This is a genomic window from Cryobacterium sp. TMT2-18-2 (genome assembly GCF_004402245.1).
GTDB lineage: Bacteria > Actinomycetota > Actinomycetes > Actinomycetales > Microbacteriaceae > Cryobacterium > Cryobacterium sandaracinum.
The window spans coordinates 1-18,910 of record NZ_SOFU01000017.1 but is presented as its reverse complement, the minus strand read 5'-3'; the positions used below and the strand labels follow the sequence as shown (position 1 = coordinate 18,910).

The 18,910-nt window shown below is 69.7% G+C and carries 20 protein-coding genes; 7 read left to right on the top strand and 13 right to left on the bottom strand.

Annotation, left to right across the window (positions count from 1 at the left end):
- Positions 1 to 15: 15 nt before the first annotated feature.
- From E3O22_RS05340 to E3O22_RS05300, 9 genes are all read right to left on the bottom strand, one after another.
- Positions 16 to 435 (bottom strand): DUF302 domain-containing protein, encoded by a 420-nt coding sequence (locus tag E3O22_RS05340; protein WP_134395965.1) that lies wholly within the window; start codon positions 433 to 435, stop codon positions 16 to 18.
- Between the two features lie 619 nt (positions 436 to 1,054).
- On the bottom strand, positions 1,055 to 1,897 hold the full coding sequence (locus tag E3O22_RS05335) for an SDR family NAD(P)-dependent oxidoreductase (protein ID WP_134395964.1): 843 nt from the start codon (positions 1,895 to 1,897) through the stop codon (positions 1,055 to 1,057).
- A gap of 16 nt (positions 1,898 to 1,913) precedes the next feature.
- The gene (locus E3O22_RS05330) at positions 1,914 to 2,273 is read right to left on the bottom strand and encodes a Fe-S oxidoreductase (RefSeq protein WP_370448447.1); all 360 of its coding nucleotides are present in this window, start codon (positions 2,271 to 2,273) and stop codon (positions 1,914 to 1,916) included.
- A gap of 149 nt (positions 2,274 to 2,422) precedes the next feature.
- A complete protein-coding gene (locus tag E3O22_RS05325; protein WP_134395962.1) occupies positions 2,423 to 3,895 on the bottom strand; it encodes an NAD(P)/FAD-dependent oxidoreductase in 1,473 nt (490 codons plus the stop codon).
- Between the two features lie 67 nt (positions 3,896 to 3,962).
- Entirely contained in the window at positions 3,963 to 4,769 is an 807-nt protein-coding gene (locus tag E3O22_RS05320; RefSeq protein WP_241973267.1) for a crotonase/enoyl-CoA hydratase family protein, read from the bottom strand.
- A gap of 44 nt (positions 4,770 to 4,813) precedes the next feature.
- A complete protein-coding gene (locus E3O22_RS05315; RefSeq protein ID WP_134395961.1) occupies positions 4,814 to 5,659 on the bottom strand; it encodes an arginase family protein in 846 nt (281 codons plus the stop codon).
- Positions 5,660 to 5,732: 73 nt separating this feature from the next.
- On the bottom strand, positions 5,733 to 6,380 hold the full coding sequence (locus E3O22_RS05310; protein WP_134395960.1) for an NADPH-dependent F420 reductase: 648 nt from the start codon (positions 6,378 to 6,380) through the stop codon (positions 5,733 to 5,735).
- Between the two features lie 60 nt (positions 6,381 to 6,440).
- Positions 6,441 to 7,172 carry a PspA/IM30 family protein gene (locus E3O22_RS05305; RefSeq protein WP_134395959.1) on the bottom strand — a complete coding sequence of 244 codons (732 nt, stop codon included), beginning with the start codon at positions 7,170 to 7,172 and terminating at the stop codon, positions 6,441 to 6,443.
- Positions 7,173 to 7,323: 151 nt separating this feature from the next.
- Positions 7,324 to 9,399: a TPM domain-containing protein gene (locus E3O22_RS05300; protein WP_134395958.1), complete on the bottom strand. Its 2,076-nt coding sequence runs from the start codon at positions 9,397 to 9,399 to the stop codon at positions 7,324 to 7,326.
- Between the two features lie 325 nt (positions 9,400 to 9,724).
- Here E3O22_RS05300 and E3O22_RS05295 point away from each other — a divergent pair, with 325 nt between their 5' ends.
- The 6 genes from E3O22_RS05295 (at position 9,725) to E3O22_RS05270 (ending at position 14,753) form a co-directional block, all read left to right on the top strand.
- A complete protein-coding gene (locus E3O22_RS05295) occupies positions 9,725 to 10,573 on the top strand; it encodes an aldo/keto reductase (RefSeq protein WP_134395957.1) in 849 nt (282 codons plus the stop codon).
- A 35-nt stretch (positions 10,574 to 10,608) separates the two neighbouring features.
- Complete coding sequence (locus E3O22_RS05290; protein WP_134395956.1) at positions 10,609 to 11,181, top strand: GNAT family N-acetyltransferase; 573 nt, start codon at positions 10,609 to 10,611, stop codon at positions 11,179 to 11,181.
- 76 nt (positions 11,182 to 11,257) lie between these two features.
- Positions 11,258 to 12,589, top strand: coding sequence for a M20/M25/M40 family metallo-hydrolase (locus tag E3O22_RS05285; protein ID WP_134395955.1), 1,332 nt, complete (start codon positions 11,258 to 11,260; stop codon positions 12,587 to 12,589).
- Positions 12,590 to 12,612: 23 nt separating this feature from the next.
- The gene (locus E3O22_RS05280) at positions 12,613 to 13,059 is read left to right on the top strand and encodes a DUF1294 domain-containing protein (RefSeq protein WP_134395954.1); all 447 of its coding nucleotides are present in this window, start codon (positions 12,613 to 12,615) and stop codon (positions 13,057 to 13,059) included.
- 393 nt (positions 13,060 to 13,452) lie between these two features.
- Positions 13,453 to 14,400, top strand: a complete 948-nt coding sequence (locus E3O22_RS05275) for a hypothetical protein (protein ID WP_134395953.1) — start codon at positions 13,453 to 13,455, stop codon at positions 14,398 to 14,400.
- Complete coding sequence (locus tag E3O22_RS05270; RefSeq protein WP_347232367.1) at positions 14,397 to 14,753, top strand: GntR family transcriptional regulator; 357 nt, start codon at positions 14,397 to 14,399, stop codon at positions 14,751 to 14,753. The genes E3O22_RS05275 and E3O22_RS05270 overlap by 4 nt, the downstream gene beginning before the upstream one ends.
- A 60-nt stretch (positions 14,754 to 14,813) precedes the next feature.
- Here E3O22_RS05270 and E3O22_RS05265 read toward each other — a convergent pair whose 3' ends face one another.
- From E3O22_RS05265 to E3O22_RS16185, 4 genes are all read right to left on the bottom strand, one after another.
- A complete protein-coding gene (locus E3O22_RS05265; protein ID WP_241976527.1) occupies positions 14,814 to 15,443 on the bottom strand; it encodes an AAA family ATPase in 630 nt (209 codons plus the stop codon).
- A 619-nt stretch (positions 15,444 to 16,062) separates the two neighbouring features.
- Positions 16,063 to 16,971 (bottom strand): hypothetical protein, encoded by a 909-nt coding sequence (locus tag E3O22_RS15860; RefSeq protein WP_166784570.1) that lies wholly within the window; start codon positions 16,969 to 16,971, stop codon positions 16,063 to 16,065.
- Between the two features lie 474 nt (positions 16,972 to 17,445).
- A complete protein-coding gene (locus E3O22_RS16275; RefSeq protein ID WP_241976526.1) occupies positions 17,446 to 17,709 on the bottom strand; it encodes a hypothetical protein in 264 nt (87 codons plus the stop codon).
- 228 nt (positions 17,710 to 17,937) lie between these two features.
- Positions 17,938 to 18,099 carry a hypothetical protein gene (locus tag E3O22_RS16185; protein ID WP_166785241.1) on the bottom strand — a complete coding sequence of 54 codons (162 nt, stop codon included), beginning with the start codon at positions 18,097 to 18,099 and terminating at the stop codon, positions 17,938 to 17,940.
- 11 nt (positions 18,100 to 18,110) lie between these two features.
- Between E3O22_RS16185 and E3O22_RS05245 the strand changes: the two genes are divergently transcribed.
- Positions 18,111 to 18,910: DUF222 domain-containing protein (locus tag E3O22_RS05245; RefSeq protein WP_134397079.1), on the top strand; the 800-nt coding region annotated here is incomplete at its 3' end.

Below are 18,910 nucleotides of genomic sequence, written 5' to 3'. Positions count from 1 at the left end.
AAGCCTGGCCCAAGGTTACTGCGCGGCGCCGGCGAGCACGGCGGCGAGGGCCGCGCGCAGCCGGGCATCCGCTTCGATGGAGACCTGCTTGATCTCCGGTTTCGTGCTGAGCTGCGCCATGATGGCCGGGTCGAGGGCTTCCACGGTGGTTTCACCGGCCCCCGCGTGGCGGCGCACGACCACGTTGCAGGGGAGCAGAGCGCCGATGCCCGGGTCGGCGGTCACGGCCCGCTGGGCCAGGGCGGGATTGCAGGCGCCGAGAATCAGGTAGTCGCCGACGGCGTCGGCGGCCTCCTGGCCCAGCTTGGCGGCGAAGGTGGACTGCATGTTGATTTCGGTCAGTATGCCGAATCCTTGGTCGGCCAGTGCTTCCCGGGCCATCCTGACCGCTTCGTCGAACGAGACATTGACCGTGACGGTGTGTGCGTAGCTCATGCTGTTCCTCCACTGGGGTGACATTCATTGGGGACCGCGACGCCCCCAGACCATCATGCGCGCCACCGGCCCGATCTGCCACCGTGAACCGGTGGATTCTCGTAAGGTCAGGCATTTCATACCTGGGACTTGCTTACCTCAACGGATGCGCCCGGCGCCACCCGCCCCCGCGCGAGCTGCCGACCATTCTGCGCCACTCGGCCGCGCACGTGCTCCGGCTGTCGTCCCCATTCATCCGGGCCACGTTTACCGGCCCCGAGCTGCACCGGTTCGGCCACGAGGGAGCTCAGGGTGGGCGCCCGAACCATACGGGTGCCGCGGCACGTCCGGCTCGTCGTGTGGCCAACTCAGGAGATCCGTCCGGGCCTCCCGGACATCCGTGCGGATCCTGCACTGCTCCGCACCGGCGGGTAACTGCAGGTGACGGATGTCCTGAGTTGGCCACACGCGCACGCGGGCCGCCCTGACCCGGGGAGGCAGGACGCAGGGTGGCAGGGCCCATCGTCCGGAGCAGTGGCGAGCCCGGTGCGCAGCCGAAGTCTCTCCCGTTTGGAGTTCCGCACCGCGACCCGAACCCCGCACGAATCCGACACCGGAAGCCTCGTGCCGGAGGCTCCGGCTAGGAGGCCAGAGGCGCCGAGTGCGCGGCGACCAGCGCGGAACTCTGCTCCCAGAGGGCGGCGGCCAGCTGGGAGTCGTAGGCCTGCTTATTCGCTTTCTGGATGCGGCGTTTCTCGTAGTACTCGCCCGATGCCCAGTCGGTGCCCGGCGTCGCGGTGGCCAGCCAGACCAGGGTGTCGGCTCCCTGTTCAGCGCCGAGCAGCAGGCGTTTGAGCGGAGTCTGGTAAATGAGGCGCATGAGGGTCGTCGACCCGGTGGAGAAGCTCGTTGCCACCACACCGGGGTGGAAGGCTGCAGTGGTGAGTCCCTCGTCGCTGTAGCGGCGGTGGAGTTCCCTGGTGAAGAGGATGTTCGCGAGCTTGGCGTCGCCGTACGCCTTGTTCGCGGAATACTTCGTCTCGCCCTGCAGAACGTCGAGGTCGATCTTGCCGAAGAGCTGGTTGGCGGCGCTGGACGTGTTGATCACCCGGGCCCGACTGGCGACGAGCCGGTCCATCAACAGCGTGGTGAGCAGAAAGGGAGCCAGGTGGTTGACCTGGAAGGTCTTCTCATAGCCGTCAACGGTGGTTACGCGGTCGCCCATGATGCCGCCGGCGTTGTTGGCGAGCATGTCGATGCGCGGATAGTGCTCCTGCAGCTCGGCGGCAAGGGTGCGCACCTCGTCGAGGCAGGCGAAGTCGGCCACGAGGAAGTCGGCACCCAGTGCCTCGGCGACCGCGGCGGTCTTGGCTGGCGAGCGGCCCACGATCACGACTCGGTCCCCGGACTGGCTGAGGGCGCGGGCGGCGGCGGCGCCGATCCCGTCGCTGGCGCCGGTGATCACGATGGTGCGTGCGGTCATTCTGGGTCCCTCCGGGTTATTTGACATAGCCGCCCTTTTTGAGGCCGGCCTCGATTTCGAAGCGGTTCTGCAGCGGATTGAGGCCGGCCGCCAGGTAGAGCAGCGGAAAAACCATCCCGAAGCGTTGCCACTGGCGTTTGTGCACGGCCTCGTGTTCGAGGATGGCCATCGACACGTTCTGGTTGGTCAGGTAGCAGCCGCCGACACAGGCTCCGCCGCGTCCGAATGCCCAGGCGGGCATCCCGCGAAAAACGATGAGGCCGCCTCGGCGCTCGACCGTACCCGTGCTCCAGATGCAACCCCAGATCACGCCGACCGTGGTGGCGTAGAGGTAGCCGGCCCGGCTGATGGGGGAGTCGAAGAGGATGCGGCGCACTCCTCTAGCGTAGGTGGCCCCCACGATAGAAGCCTGGGTTTCCCATGATCGATTCACGGCGAAGGTGGCGCGGGGCAGGTGGTGGAAGGTGGCGCGGGTTGGAAAGTGCGCCAGCCTCCACCGAGTGCGCCGCGAGGGCGAAAGTGCGGCTACGGACGACCGTACTCCTCGAGCAGCCGCAGCCAGACCTCGCTCAGCGTGGGGTAGCTCGGCACGGCGTGCCACAGCCTGCGGATGGGCACCTCGCCGACCACGGCGATGGTGGCCGCGTGCAGCAGCTCCGCGACATCCGGCCCCACGAAGGTGACCCCGATCAGAACCTCACGGTCGAGGTCCACGATCGCGCGCGCCGACCCGGTGTAGCCGTCGGCGTGCACGGATGCCCCGGCCACCTGGCCCAGGTTGTAGTCCAGCACCCGGGTGCGGAACCCGGCCTTCTCGGCAGCAGCCTGGGTCAGTCCCACAGATGCCACTTCGGGGTCGGTGAAGGTGACCTGCGGCACGGCGGCATGGTCGGCTGTGGCGACGTGCGATCCCCACGGGGCGTCGTCGACGGGCCTGCCGGCGGCCCGGGCCGCGATCACGTCACCGGCCGCGCGGGCCTGGTACTTGCCCTGGTGGGTGAGGAGGGCCCGGTGGTTGATGTCGCCGACGGCATACAGCCAGTCCCGGGTCAGGTCCGGCGCGGTGCCCCGCACCAGCAGGGTGTCGTCGACCTCGAGCCAGTCGCCCGGTGTGAGGCCCACGGTCTCAAGCCCGACATCCGCGCTCCGGGGAACCCGGCCGATGGCCACGAGTACCTCGGTCGCGGTGACCCCGCTGCCGTTGGAGAGGGTGAGGGTCACGTCGCCGCCGGCGGTGCGGGCCGCCCCGGTGGTCGACACCCCGGTCAGCACGGTGACGCCCGCCCCCCGGAGGGCCGCGAGCACGAGTTCACCGGCGAAGGGCTCCTGACCGCCGAGCAAACCGCTCCGAACGATCATCGTGACCTCGGCGCCGAGCCCGGCGTAGGCGGTGGCCATCTCGGCGGCGACCACGCCGCCGCCGATGATCGCCAGACTGTCCGGGATTCCGGGGGCGCTGGTGGCCTCGCGGCTGGTCCACGGCGACACGGCTGCCAAACCGGGAATATCGGGCAGCAGCGCCGCCGACCCGGTGCTGACGACCACGGCGTGCGCCGCGACCAGCACGGTCGTGGTGCCGTCGTCAGCGGTCACGGTCACCTCCCGCACGCCGGTGAGGCGGGCGTGGCCGCGCATCAGGGTAATGCCGGTCTTCTCCAGCCAGCGCACCTGGCCCTCGTCGGACCAATTGCTCGTGAAGGAGTCGCGGCGGCGCAGAACGGCCGCGATGTCCAGGTCGCCGGTCACGGCCTCGGCCGCACCGGCGACGCGCCGGGCTGCGGCGAGGGCCGCTCCGCTGCGCAGGAGCGCCTTCGACGGCATGCAGGCCCAGTAGGAGCACTCGCCGCCGACCAGCTCGGCCTCGATGATCACGGTGCGTAGGCCTGCCTGCGTCGTGCGGTCGGCGACGTTCTCACCCGCCGCGCCGGCGCCGATCACGATGACGTCGTAACTCTTGGCGGCAGGGTCAGATGGGGTGGTGCTGGCGGCGGCAGACATCCGTCTCTCCTTTGGTCAGTGGTGCAGCTGAGTGGTGCTGTAGTTCCGATGAGGTGGTGCTGCCAGCCTAACGACCCACGAAAGTAGCCGGCCGGCGGCTGACGAATGCCTCCATGCCGATGCGGGAATCTTCGGTTGCGGCCAGGCGGGCCAGGGCCGGCTGTAGCCCCGCCTCGGCGGCCGCGGCACCCTCCCGCGCGGCCGTGCGGGCGTTGGCCAGCGTGGCTTGCACGGCCAGCGGGGCCTGGGCGGCGATCCGCTCGGCCAATTCCAGCGCGCGCTCGAACTGGGTGCCGTCCGGCACGACCTCCTGCACGAGCCCGATGCGGTGGGCCTCGCGGGCGTCGAACATGTCGCCGGTGAGCATCCAGCGCATGGCGTTGCCCCAGCCGGCCGCGCGCGGGAAGCGGATGGTCGCGCCGCCGAACGGCAGGATGCCGCGCGCCACCTCGATCTGGCCGAAGCGGGTGGACTCTGACGCCACGGAGATGTCGCTCGCGAGCATCAGCTCGATGCCGAGGGTGAGGCAGGTGCCCTGCACGGCCATCACCACGGGCTTGGACACGCTTGGCCCGTCGACCTGCCACGGATGGATGCCGCCGGGCGGCACCATGTCGAGGCCGTCGGGGCCAAGCCGGGGGCCGATGTCGGCCAGGTCAAGACCGGCGGTGAAGTGGTCGCCGACCGCGTAGACGAGGCCGACCCGCAGCTCAGGGTCGCGGTCGAGTTCACCGTAGGCGAGGGCCAACTGCATCAGCAGCGCCAGATCGGCGGCGTTGCGCTTCTCCGGGCGGTTGAACCCGATCAGCAGCACGTGCCCGCGCCTCTCGGTGATGATCCTCGACGGATCGGAAACGGAGTGCTGCTCGTTCACGGATGCCTCCCTTGGCCTCGTGACGCTGGCGCGTCGCTCCCATGCTATGGCTGAGCAGGTCGGGTCAGCGCGCCGATGATGCGCAGGATGCTCGGCAGGTCGTCGGTGGCGGCCTCCGGCGAGGCCGGGGCGAAGCCGGCGATGGTGGCGCCGGCCAGTTCGAATTCGGCGCGCAGGGCGGTGATCAGCCGGTTCAGGGTGTCGACGCTCAGCCCGAACGGGTAGAGGTCGGCCAGGCCAGCCAGCGCCGACGGGTCGAGCACGTCCAGGTCGAGGTGTAGGTAGAAGGTGCCCACGCCCGTGGCGCGCAGGGCCGCGACGAGCGCGTCGGGAGGGTCGAGGTCCTCGACCGGGAGGCTCACTATTCCGAGGTCCCGGATCAGGGCGTCCTCGGCCGGGTCGATGGCGCGCGCGCCGCCGATCACGACGCGTTCCAGAGGAACGCGCTCACCCGGGTCGAGGGTCAGGCCGGCGGCACCCTCGCCGGTGATGGCGCGCAGCACCATCCCCGTGAAACCTCCGGACGGTGAGGTGTCGGGGGTGTGCAGGTCGGGGTGGGCGTCGAGCCAGACCACGGCCAGGTCATCAGGATGCTGCCGCGACGCATGCTCGACGGCCGCCAGGGACACCCCGTTGTCGCCGCCGATCGTGACCACCGGGCCAGCGCCGCCGTGCAGTGCAGCCGTGAGGCGTTCGCGCACCATCATCAGGGTGGAGAAGCGGTCGATGCCGGTGTCGAGAGAATCGCCGGCCTCGACCGGCACCGGCACTTCACGGGTGACGGAGTAGGGAAGATCACCTCGGATCGCCTCCGCCCCGTCACTCAGGCGCATCGCGCGCGGAGAAACCGAACCCTGCCACTGTGGCACGACAACGAAGGAGGGAGCCATACTTCAGTATGCTCCCAGAGCTTCCCCGCGCGCGGGATTTTCGTGCTGGATCGGGCCGATCTCCGCGCAGCGCCTATTGGTCGCGGTAGCGCGCAGCGGCGTCCGTCGCGTCCCGCAACTCGGCCGCGTTCAAGCGCGGGCCGTAGCCGGGGGTGTCCCGCTGGATGCGCCAGCCCTCGCTGAGCGCGCCGACGTTGACGGTGTCGTAGCCGAAGCGGTCCAGCAGTGCGGTCACGGTAGCGGCGGCGGAGGCGTCGTCGCTGGCGATGACCAGGGCGCGCCGGTTGACGGACCCGGCCGGCTGACCGTGCTCGGTGAGATCGGCAGCATAGATGTGGTTGAACGCCTTCACGATCGTGGACTCCGGCAGGCGATCGCGGAGCAGCTCGGCCGTGGTGGTGCTCTCGTCGTCGAGTGCGGCGATGTCGCCGTCGCGCTGCGGGTAGTAGTTGTTCGTATCGATCACGAGCTTGCCGGCCAGCTCCGTCGTGGGCAGGGTGTGGATCTGGTGCAGCGGGATGGTCACGACCACGAGGTCGCCGGCCGTGGCGGCCTCGGCGGGGGTCGCGGCGCGGGAGTGCGGGCCGAGCTCGCCGATCAGGTCAGTGAGGGTTTCGGGGCCGCGCGAATTGCTCACGACCACGTCGTATCCGTTGGCCACGCCGAGTCGTGCGAGCTGACTGCCGATGTTGCCGGCGCCGATGATTCCAAGAGTTGTCATGCTAGGAACAACGCAGGGCGCCGACGGGATGTTCCCGTCGGCGCCCGGTTGCGCTGGAGGCTACTGCGTGATGGAGCCGGCGCCGCCGGATTTGAGCGCGGCGAGGCGGGCGTCGACCTCGGTGAGCTCGCCGAGGTCCTCGAGGCTCTCGAACTGGGCGTCCAGGCTCGACGCGGCCAGCTCGCTGGCGCCCCGCACGCGGGCCTCCTCGCGGCGGATCTTGTCCTCGAAGCGGCTGACCTCGCTGGTGGGGTCCATCAGGTCGATGCTCTTGACGGCATCCATCACCTTGGTCTGCGCCTCGGCGGTCTTCGACCGGGCGATCAGTTCGCTGCGCTTGGCGGAGAGCTGGTTCAGCTTCTCCTTCATCTTGTTGAGGCCGTCCTTGAGCTGGGCCACGACGGCCGTCTGCGAGGCAATCTGAGGCTCGGCCAGCTTCGCCTCTTTCTCCGACTGCAGCTGACGGCCGAGGGCGACCTTGGCGAGGTTGTCGAAACGGTCGGCGTCGGCCGCGTTTCCGGCGGTGCGCAGCTGGTCGGCCTTGCGGCTCGCGGCCAGGGCTTTGCCGCCCCACTCGGTCGCTGCCTCGACGTCTTCCCGGTAGTCGTCCTCGAGCAGGCGCAGGTTGCCGATCGTCTCGGCGATCGCGCTCTCCGCGTCGGCGATGCTGTTGGTGTAGTCGCGAACCATCTGGTCGAGCATCTTCTGCGGGTCTTCTGCGGAGTCCAGAAGCGCGTTGATGTTCGCTTTCGCCAACTGGGAGATACGGCCAAAGATGGACTGTTTCGTCATTGTGCGGTGTCCTTTCGAGTTCCGGAGCATCGGCTGACCTCCAGTGTGTCGGTTTGTGCTGGTCAAGACGTGTGGGCCGCCGTGCGGGCTGACACGGCGGCAACGGCTGCGACGGCTGCGACGGCCGAAACGGCTGCGACGTCGCCGGTTTCTAAAACCGCCCGCCCCCGCCCCGGCGTGAGTGGGAACCGGCACCGCCGAAGCCGCCGGGCATGCCGAAGCCGCCGCCGCCGCCGCGCCGGCCGCCGCCACCGAACATGCCACCCCCGCCGCCCCCGCCGCCGGAGAGGAGTGTGTTGATCAGGATTCCTCCGAGCACGGCCCCCATGACCCCGTTCCCGCCGCTGCCGCCTGCTCGGTAGCCGGGACCGTAGCCGCCCGGAACCTGACCGGCGAACCCGTCGACGTCGTTCCGGGCGCCCGCGATGGCGGCCGCGGCCAGGGAGTTGGCCCGTTGCGAGGCGGCGAGAGCGGCACCCGGGTCGGTGGCGGCCAGCGATTCGGCCTCCACGAGAACCCTGCCGGCCTCGGCGACCCGGGTGCGCGCCTCCGCGCCCACCGCCCCGCGCCGAGCGCCGATGAAGTCTTCCGCGGCCGACACCTGAGCGCGCGCGGCGAGCAGGTTCTGGTTGAGGGCGGCCCGGGCGCGCTGGGCCTGCGCCTCGGCGTCCCGCACGCCCTGCAGTGCGGCATCCATCGCGGTGTTGGCGGCGTCGAGCATCGCCATCACCTCGAGTGGGTTGATCCGGCCGGCCGCGGAGCGAGCGCGCACCTCGGCGAGAATGTGTTCGGTCTGGCTGATCACTCCCGGCAACGCGGCGGCGGCCTCGGTCGATGTAGGCAGGCTGCCCGCGGTCACCAGATCGGTCTGCAGCTCGGCGACCGTGGCCGCCAGCTGCCGGGTCGCGCCGGCGAGGTCGGTGCCCAGACGGTCCACGGCGTCCAGGAGCAACCGCGCCTGGTCGACCGATTCCTCGGCCGCACGGATGTCCACGGCCGCGGCCGCCGTATCGCCGGCACCCAGCCGGGTGGTGGCCCGGGCCAGAGCGGTCTCCGTGAAGGCGAGACGCTCGCGGGCCTCGGCCGGGTTGTCGGCAACCGTGCCGAGCGCCACGTCGGTGTACCGGGCGGCCAGGGTCGCCAGGCTCTCCTCGCTGCCGGCGAGCCGGGCCCGCACGGCCTCGGCACCCTGGGACACGGCAGCGGCGACCTCCGGCGCGTTCTTCTCCAGCTGGCGCAGTTCGTCGAAGTCGTCGGCCTGCGCATCGAGGGTGAGGTTGGCCTGGCTGCAGAGGTCGATGATCGCGGCGTACCAGGCGCGCGCCTGCTCTTCGGAGTCGGGCTCGGCGTCGTCGAGCTTCTGCTGCAGGGTGAACGCCTGGCTGAGCTGCTTCTGCGCCGTTTCGAGCGCGGCCCGGAAGGCGGCGGTGACCTCCGTGCCGTACTGGGCGACCGCGAAGCCGAGCTCCTGCTCACTGGAACGGATCGCGTCGTCGGTCTGTACGAGGGTGCTCGAGGCGCGCCGCTTGAGCTCGGGCGTCGGCAGGGCCTGCAGCCCGGTCGGCGCCCCGGCGCCGGCTGGCACGGCACGTCCCCGTCCGCGTCGGGCGAGCAGAATGACCGCTCCGACGACCAGAAGAACCAGCACGGCGATGACCACGAACACGACGATGAGGAACCCGCCCGCACCGCCGCCGGGGCTTTCGTCCCCGGGGGTGATCTCGCCGATCGAGACCGGCTCGCCCCGCAGAGCCGCGGAGAAACCCTCGGCTGCGGCGATCGCGGCGCCAGCCCAGTCGTTCTGGCGCAGAGCCGGCTCGATGGCGACGGTCTCGATCTCCTGGAGCTGGGCATCCGTCAGGGCGGAGTCGGGGGCCACGGAAAGTTGGTACTGGCGGTCATCCGTCGCCACGGCCAGCAGCACGTCGTTGGTGCCGAAGCCGTTGTTGTCAGCCGTCTGGTCGGCCCACTGCTCGCGGTCCTCGACCCCGGTGAAACTGTCGACGTAGGCCACGAAGAGGTCGGCCCCGGTCTCGGAATAGAGCTCGTCGAACGCGGCCGTGACCTCGTCGGCGCGGGCGGTGACGGCGTCGACCGTGTCGACGATGTGGCTGGCGCCGAAGTCGACCGGGTTTTGCGCCCAAGCCGCCGTGGGCGCCGACGCGCTGGACATCGCAAAGCTCAGAACCGCCGCAACCGCGACCGGAATCAACCACCGTGACCGCATGGACCCCATCCTCACACCACCATCGACACTCCGGCGTTCCCAGATCGAGCATAGGACGGCGACGCAGGCCCGTCCACCGCCCAGGCAGGAGTATCACGGTTGCCCACTGTCACGGCCGGCCGGCTGGGCATCTGCCGCGGGCTGCAGATCATCGACGTTGCCCCGACGGTCAGGTCGAGGTCGTCGAGCACCTCGCCGGCGCCCGCCGGGTCTCGAGCCTGTCGATCGGCCTTGAAGGGGAATTCGCGTCACCGTGCGCCGTTGAGGTCAAGGTGGGGCGCGCAGTCTTCTCCGTGCGCCTCGTCGACAAAAGGAGCTCTACGACATGACCGCAGCACCGACGACATCCGTTCCCCGCATCACCCTCAACAACGGAGAGACGATCCCGCAGCTCGGGTTCGGCGTGTACCAAATTGAGCCGGCCGACACCAGGCGGTCGACGCTCGCCGCCCTCGAGGTGGGCTACCGCCACATCGACACCGCCGAGATGTACGGCAACGAGCAGGGCGTCGGCGAGGCCGTGCGCGAATCCGGCCTGGATCGGGCCGACGTGTTCGTCACGAGCAAGCTCAACAACGGCTTCCACTCCCGATCTGATGCCCTCGCCGCCTTCGAGCAGACGCTCGAGACCCTCGGCTTCGACTACCTCGACCTCTTCCTGATCCACTGGCCGCTGCCGGCCGTCGGCGACTTCGTCGAGACCTGGAAGGCGTTGGAGGAGATGCACGCCTCCGGGCGGGTGAAGACCATCGGCGTCTCCAACTTCCAGCCGCAGCACCTGCGGCGCCTCCTCGACGAGACCGGCACAGTGCCGGCCGTCAACCAGATCGAGGTGCACCCGTACCTGACCCAGGACAACGTGCGTGCGTTCAACACACAGCACGGCATCGTGACCGAGGCGTGGTCGCCCATCGCGCAGGGCAGGGTGCTCGGTGACCCGGTGATCACGGCCATTGCCGGCCGCCTGGGCCGCTCTGCCGCTCAGGTCACCCTGCGCTGGCACCTGCAGCGTGGCGACATCGTGTTCCCGAAGTCCGTCACCCGCAGTCGGGTCGAGGAGAACTTCGCGCTCTTCGACTTCGAATTGACTGCCGACGACCTGGCTGCGATCACGGCGTTGAACCGCAACGAGCGCACCGGCCCCGACCCGGACGAGTTCAACTGGATTCCCTGACCACCCGCGGGGGTCCGGGTCACTAGTCTGGACGGATGCCGCTCGAGACCCGCACCGCCCGCCTCCTGCTGCGCCGCTGGCGGGAGTCAGACCTGGCGCCGTTCGCCGCGATGGGGGAGGACCCGGAGGTGATGCGGTACTTCCCGTCTCGGCTGACCCGGGCCCAGAGCGACGCGCTCGCCGGCCGGGCCGACCGGCTCTTCGAGACGCACGGCTACGGGCTCTGGGCGCTCGAGAAACGGTCGACGGGTGACTTCATCGGCTTCACCGGGCTCGCTCCCGTGCCCGCGTTCATCCCCGGACCCGGCGGGCTCGAGGTCGGCTGGCGGCTGGCCCGCTCCTTCTGGGGCCAGGGCTACGCCACCGAAGCCGCCCGGGCGGCCCTCGATTTCGCTTTTGGGCGGCTCGAGCTCGAACAGGTGCAGGCGATCACGGCGGTCATCAACGAACCGTCGCGGGCCGTGATGGAACGACTCGGGATGACCGCGACCGCCGAGTTCCAGCATCCGAAGATTCCCGTCGGTTCACCGCTCCGGGTGCACATCCGCTACGCGGTTTCCCGGGCGGCCGCCGCCCAGGCGTGCGCCGCGGCCGATCTCACCCGGTAGAGTTCAGGCACTTTACAAAAGGACTGGCCGCCACCATGGAATCGACTGTCGCGCACCATCTCCGTCCAGCGTGCGCATGAGCGACCATGAAGCCCTGACCCGCCAGACGGTAGACCTGCTGCGCGACCTCATCCGCAACGCCTGCGTCAACGACGGCACTCCCGATTCGGGCGGCGAGATTCGCAGCGTGCGTACGCTCGAGGGGTTCTTCGCCGGGTCGGGACTCGACCTCGAGGTGGTCGAACCGCATCCGGGCCGCGCCTCACTGATCGCTCGCATCCGGGGCACCGATCCCACGGCGCCCACGCTCGCCCTGGTCGGCCACCTCGACGTGGTGCCGGTCGACGACGGCGGCTGGAGCCGCGACCCCTTCGGCGCCGAGATCATCGACGGCGAGATCTGGGGACGCGGCGCCCTCGACATGCTCTACCTGACCGCCAGTTACGCGGTCGTCACCCGGGCCATTGCGACCGGACCGTTCCGGCCGCGCGGCGACCTCATCTTCGCCGCGGTTGCCGACGAGGAAGACGGCAGCCACTTCGGCGTGGAATGGCTCACCGAGCACCGGCTCGATCTGATCGACGCGGACGCCGTGCTCACCGAATCCGGCGGGGCCATGGTCGGGCCGCGGCCGCTGATCTCGACGGCCGTCGGCGAAAAAGGTATCGCCGGTCGGCGGCTTTTCGTGCGCGGCACCCCCGGCCATGGGTCGGCCCCGTGGGGCGCGCGCAACGCCGCGGTGATCGCGGCGGATGCCGTGGGGCGCCTGGCCCGCTACCGCGCCCCGGTGCAGATCACCGCCGACTGGCGCCGATATGTGCAGGCCCTCGAACTGGAACCCGACCTTGCCGCGCGCCTGCTCGACCCGCACCGGATCGATGGCGCCCTGAACGAGCTCGGCAGCCTGGCCGGGTTCGCGCACGCATCCACCCACACCACCATCTCGCCCAACATCGTGACGGCAGGGGTGAAGGACAACGTCATCCCCGCGCTCGCCACGATCACCCTCGATATCCGGGTGCTGCCCGACCTGTCAGCCGCCGACGTCGACGCCTACCTGCGGGAGGCGCTCGGCGACCTGGCCGACGACGTCACGATCGAGGGCGACGAATTCGCCGCGGCGACCCGGTCCGCGGTCGACACGCCGCTGTTCCACTCGCTCGGCCGGGCCGTGCGCCGGGCCTACCCCGATGCCGACCTGCTCCCGGTGCTCAGCGTCGGCGGCTCCGATGCGCGGTTCTACCGCCGCCGCGGCGTCCCTGCCTACGGTTTCGCCCTGCTCAGCCGGCACTGGGACTACGGCACCTTCCGGCAGCTGTTCCACGGCAACGACGAGCGCATCGACATCGGCTCGATCGCGTTGACGGTCGCGGCCCTCGACACCGTCGTTCGCGACTTCCTCGACTGAGCCGCTGCCGCGAGGAGACACAGATGAGGCAGACCAGGCCCAGGCGGCAGAGCTCACGAACGAGGCAGACCGGCACGCGGCGACGGATGCCCGCCCGCACCGGTTCGGGAGCCGGCGCCTACCTCGCCATCGTCGCCTTCACGTCGATCTATCTCGTCGTCGACGCCTACCGACCGGTCTCGATCTGGGTGGCTGCGTTCTATTTGGCCGTCAGCCTCGTCTGCTTCGTCGCCTACGCCATGGACAAGTCCGCCGCGGTCGCCGCGCGCTGGCGGGTGCCGGAGAACACCCTGCTGCTGCTCGGATTCGCCGGCGGCTGGCCGGGCGCGATCGTGGCGCAGCAGGTGCTGCGGCACAAAACCAAGAAGGCCGGTTTTCGGCAGGCGTTCTGGGGCACGGTGGCCCTGAATGTGCTGGCTTTCGTCATGATCTTCTCGCCGCTGCTGCTGCCGGGCATGCTGGCCCGCTGAACCGAGCCGAGCCGGGCGGTGCGTGCCCGGCCGCGGGTTGCTCGTTCGATGTCAAGGACGGCGACGGATCACGCGCACGATTCCGTCGTGGGCGAACTCTGTACCGTCTCCTGCCCTGACATTCTGCCGACCGGACCGCCCGACCTGAAGGCGGGCAAGGGAATGCCGACCCGGACTCCCCGGTGACGCCGGCGTACACGAGACCGTTCTGGTTCACCGGCACGATCCGCGAGGTGACCGTGGACGTCAACGGCGAATCACACCAGCTCCGGAGGTCGAGCTCCGAGCTCATATGGCGCGGCGATAGAACAGCAGCACGCCGGGATCCCTGTTGTGTATTCATACTTGTATTGATAAGATAATACAAAACTTAGAACACAAAGGGGGGATCTGATGCTCGGTGACGTCTGGTCCAACATGATCTTCCACGTCGCCGTGTCCACGTGGACGGCAGCCGGTCTGCTCGTGGGATCGTGCGTGCTGCTGTGGGTCTTGACCCACGTTCCCGCCGTGCAGCGTCGGCTCGTCGCCCACGCGTCAACGGTCGCCGGGCTCGGCCTTCCGCACGCCTCGCATCCGATGGTCTTGGCGGCCCAGGTGCGGAGAGTACGGGGCTTCTCCGGCGGCGGCTTCCTCGGCGTGATCGTCTCGATTTTCCTCGTGTACTTCATCGGGGCGGACCGCAGTGGTCCGGCCACCGTGTTCCTGCTTGGCGGTTTCGTGATCGTCGGGGTGCTGGGTGGCGCGATCGCAGCCGTGGCCGGCGAGGTGGCGAGGACCGGTGAGGGTGAGCGGGTTGCCCATGGGCGGCGCACCCGCTTGGCCGATTACGTTCCGCGGTGGGAACGCGTCGGCGTTCGTGGCACCGTATTCCTCAACCTGGCGGTCGTCGGTGTGCTGGTAGTGCTGCCTGTTTTTTGGACGCTGCAGCTCTCCGTCTTCCCGCAGTCCTTCAGCGTGGCGGTCGTCGTGGCCGGGCTGGCCGTTGCGGCGCTCGCGGCCTTCGAAATCGGCGGTCGCATCGTCGTCGCGCGTCCCCAGACCATGGCGTCGGAGCAGGAGCTGGCCTGGGACGATGCGATGCGCTCGGCCGCGATCCGGGATCTGGTCGCCGCCGCGTTCTTCCTCGGTGCTTTTGGTGTCTTCTTCGGCGTTCAGGAGATCGCGATGGCGGTGCGACCGGGAATCGGTGGCGGCGTAGCCTCCGTGGAGGCGTTCAACCTGTTCGGGCTGGCCGTGCTGGGCGCGGGTGCCGCCGCATCCGTTCTCACCTCGTCACGGCGTCACTTTCGGCGAACCCTCCACACGGATGCCGGTTCGCGCCCGGTCGGCCCGCAGTGATCCTCCGCATCGACCCGCGCTCGGCGACACCGCCGTTCGACCAGCTGCGCGTGCAGGTCATTGCGCACATCCGGAGCGGGGCCATGGTCGCGGGAACACGCCTGCCCACGGTGCGCAGGCTCGCCGCTGACCTGGTGCTCGCGCCGAACACCGTGGCGCGCGCCTACAAGGAACTCGAGGCTGGGGGGTTCATCGAGACCCGCGGCAGGGCCGGTTCCTTCGTCAAGGCCGCACCGGACTCGGTCGAACAGCAGGCGCTCGGCGCGGCAAAGACCTATGTCGAACGGCTGCGGGAGCTGGGGGTCAGCCCGGCCGACACGGTGGCGTACGTCACCACGTTCCTGCAGAACTGAGGCCCGGCCGATGGTGAGAGCGGGTGCCGGTCGCGGCCGGTGGCCGTCGGTTGCCCCGGGTCAGATCAGGTGCCGCAGGTAGCGCTCCGGGGCCGCCAGGAAGGAGCGCCAGTCGCGCACCAGGTCAAGATCTTCCCAGGCGCACGGGCGGTAACCCCAGGGCCCGACCTCGTAAATGGCGGCGCCCGGGAGCGACGCCAGGATCGGGGAGTGCGTCGAGAGGATGACCCGGGCTCCGCCCGCGTTCAGGATGTCCTGCAGGCCGCGGATCAGGGCGAGAGAACCGGTGAAGGAGAGGGCAGACGCCGGCTCGTCGCGGATCCACAAGCCCGGGTAGCGGGACCGTGCCGTGACGAGGTGGAGGAAGGATTCGCCGTGCGAGCGCTCGTGGAACACCGGCTCGCTGCCGCCGCGGCCGGCGCCGAGGCCCCGGGTCAGCCGCAGGTGGTCGGTGAGGGTGGATTCGCTCCGACGGGTGGTGTGCCGGGACCCGGTCGATCCGCCTTCCGGGCCCATCCCGTAGGCGCCCGCGATGGCCTCGACGAGGGTCGACTTGCCGACGCCGTTCTCGCCGACGAAGACGGTCACCGGGCCCAGCTCGAGGCCGCTGTCCAGGAGCTGCGCGATCGGGGCGAGGGTGCCGGGCCAGGCGCCGCGCGGCAGCGCAGGTGCGTCCGGGTCCTGGCTCACAGAGCGCAGCGGTCACTCGTTGTTCGGCATGCGATCATTCTGCCTGACTCGGAGGGCCGCCGAAGTGCGGCCGGGGAATGCCGGTAGCGCCACGGTCGAGGGTCGGGATCGTCTTCGTCGGGGCCGTCGTGACGGTCGTCGGTCTCGTCGTGAACGCATCTGTGGCCTGCCCGGCCGGTGATGTCGGCGGCGGTGCGCGCTACGCCGTGCTGGCCGTTATCTCGGAGATTTTTCGGGAAACACTGGGTCACCCCAGCCAGTCTGTGCGGAGTGGCGCGAAAATCTCCGAGGTTGGTGCCGCGGGCACACCGGATGTCCCGCGGCAGCCCATGCCTCCGCACCGCTCCTGCGAGATCCCGTTCGCGCTGCTCACCGAGTGGATCGCCGCCGGGTATCCGTTAGTGGCGGAGCTGGCCCGCCTGCACGACGTCGAGTACGTGGACCTGCCCGCCGGGCACTGGCTCCAGTTCACCAGGCCGGCCGAGGTCGGCGCCGCGATTCTGGCGGGCGTGGGCGCACCGCCTGATCTGCGGCGCGGGCGCCCACGACGGAAAGTCCAGGGCATCAAACCGCAGGTCCATGCATCCGAGAAAGCGCGCTCCCGACCGGGCCGGTACCGTCAGCCGCCAATCCAGGCGTCCACGCTGATGTCGAACCCGGCAGCGCTGCAGGCCGCGCTGACACGGGCGAGAGCCTGCCCCCACTCTGTCGACAGCGGATCGATTTGCTCGCTGGCCGACGACGGCAGCAGGCCCTTCAGGGCCTCTACCTGGTCCGCCACCGCGGAGCCGGGCACGGTGTCCACGCGGGCGCTCAGCCGCGCAACGAGCCGTGCGGCTCCCTCGAACTCCTGCTGGGTTGAGGGCTCTGCGAGCAGCGAACCGTACGCATTGTGCATCAGTGTCACAACGTCACTCACCTGGCCGCAGGTGTCCTCCGCGTTCACGGGATCCGCGGAAGGCGACGCGGTGACGAGTGAGGCATTCGTTTGAGTGCCGACGACGAAACCGACACCCAGTGCGACAAGGATGCCGAGAATCAGGAGGGCGTTGCGGTCGCGTCCCCCGGCGGGCAGCGCAGTCTCGTCGAGTACCTCCTCGAAAAACGGTTGGAGCGAACCCTCGTTCGTCCCCTCGTGCATCGTTCGGGGACCCGTCTCCCTCGGTGCCGTCGACTCACCGGGGGAGCGGGGCGGCTGGGTGTCGACCTCGAATTCGGCCGCACGGATCGCGGCGGCGATCGCGGCACGGTCGGCGGCCACCGTGGCCTGCAGCTCCCGCAGTGCGGCGGTGGCCCTCGGATCGCCGACGGAGTCGCCGTTCGCCGCGAAGACGCGCTTCTGGAGGTCGCGCAGCTGGTTTGCCGGGGACGGTGAGCCATCCGGTGCCGCCTCGGAGGGGTGAGTCGCCCACCACAGGGCGTTGAGCACGTTCTTCTCTCCCGAGTAAGCGACCCGAACCGCCGCGAGGTAGGCCGGATCGCGCTGGGCCAGCGAGTACGCGTCCTCGGAGCCGTGGTCACGCACCACTGAGAGCCCCCGATCGTCGATTCGGCCAGCATGGCACAGTGCCCGTTCGTTCCCCTTTCCGCTTCGCGTGCCGATTCCTGTCCGCGTCGCCGCCAGTCGGCGTCGCGCCGGAACTGCGCCGGAGCTGCGCCGCTGCGCGCCTTGCGTGCCACGCGCGCAACGGCGCACGATGCGCGCGAGACGGTTGCCGCGGCACCGGCCCGCACGGACGCCGCAGACTGGGGTTATGGAAGAGTTCGCTTTCGACGGTGACGGCCCGGTGTGTCCGGCGTGCGGGGCCGAAATGACCCCCGACGGTGTGGACACCGCTCAGGGGCTCGAGTCCTGTCACCGATGTCCACGCTGCAAACTGGTCGTCGTCGTTTCGGGCAACTGGGCGGAGTAGGTGTCAGCCGGTAGCCATCCGGCTCGGGGCGTCACCGCATCCGCGTGCCCAGGGATGCGCCGCGAGAACGGGAGAACGCCGCTGCAGACCTAGTGGCCGGGAGCCCGATACGCCGGCGTCTTCTTGGCGGCGTCGTCGAGATCCGTCACTGTCAGGAGCGGCTTCGAACGCACGGTCACGGAACCCGTCGAATTGATCATGAGTGACAGGGCGGCGCCGAAGCGGGGCTGCGACGGATGGTAGGCCCGACTGATCCCGGGAGCAATGGTGCGGCCGCCCAGCCTCAGAGGGCTCCCGACCCGGTGGTCGCGCTGGGCGAGACCCGGTGAGGCACTCCCTGAATTTGTGAACAAACCTTCTAAACTTACAGTGCATTGAGTCGTGAAATACTGCCAAACTCTCAACTCTGTGTTCGCAATGAGGTATCCCCGTAACATGATCAATCTCGCGGAAGACCTCAGGCAGGCGGCCGATGCCGTGGCCCGGCTGGGTTCCTCGAGTGCCGACCTTTCGGCCCTGCCCGATGCCGAGGTGTTGGCCGGCCAGAAGCGAATCGCTGCGATCCGTCGTCTCGTCGAGACCTATGCCGCCTGGATGGCGGCGACCATCGCCGAGCGTTCCCGGCCGGAGCTCGGGCACTCGGGTTTGGCGGCGCGGCAGGGGTATCTCTCCCCGGAGGCCCTGATCCAGAACTCGACCGGCTCGTCGAAGGGCGACGCGTACAAGCTGGTCGCGGTCGGCACGATGATGGCCGATGCCGAGGCANGCCGAGGCAGCCGACAGGCTGGTCGAGGCGGCGCTCTCGACGCCCGACGCGGATGCCGCCGAGGTCGCCGAGGTCGAGGCGAAGGTGCCCTGGCAGGCACCGATCGCCCGGGCCGTCACCGCCGGCACCCTCTCCGTCGACGCGGCCGAGTCGATTCGCGCGGGGCTCGGCCAAATAGATACCTCGGTCACCGCCGAGAAGCTCGCGGTGGCGCTGGAAGCGCTCCTGGCGGAGGTGTCAGCGTTGAATGCCGACGAGGTCTTCAAACGGGCCCGCCGGATGCGCGACTGGCTCGACGAGGCGGGCATCGCCGCCCGCGAGAAGCAGGCCCACGACGACCGCTACCTGAAGGTCTACCGGCTCGCCAATGGCAACGTGCGCCTGAACGGGCTCTTCGCCCCCGAAGACGGCGAGTTCGTGCTCTCCACCTTCGACTCCATCACCAGCCCCCGCCGCGGTGGAGTGCGCTTCGTCGACGCGGACCGCACCGCCTGGGCGAAGAAGACACAGGAGGACCCCCGCAGCACCGAACAGATCGCCGCGGACGCCCTCGTGCAGCTGCTGAAGATCGCCGGCGAGACCGACCCGGGCCGGGTCTTCGGCGGCCGCCGGCCGGCGGTGCGGGTCATCGTGACCGAGAAGGCCCTCACGTCGGTCCCGGGCGAAGAGACGGGAACGACCGAACCCGCCGCGCACGGGCAGATCGAGGGCAACCCGGTCCCCATCTCGCAGGAGACCATCGACCGGTTGCTCTGCGACACCGGCACCCGCGGCATCACATTCGACGA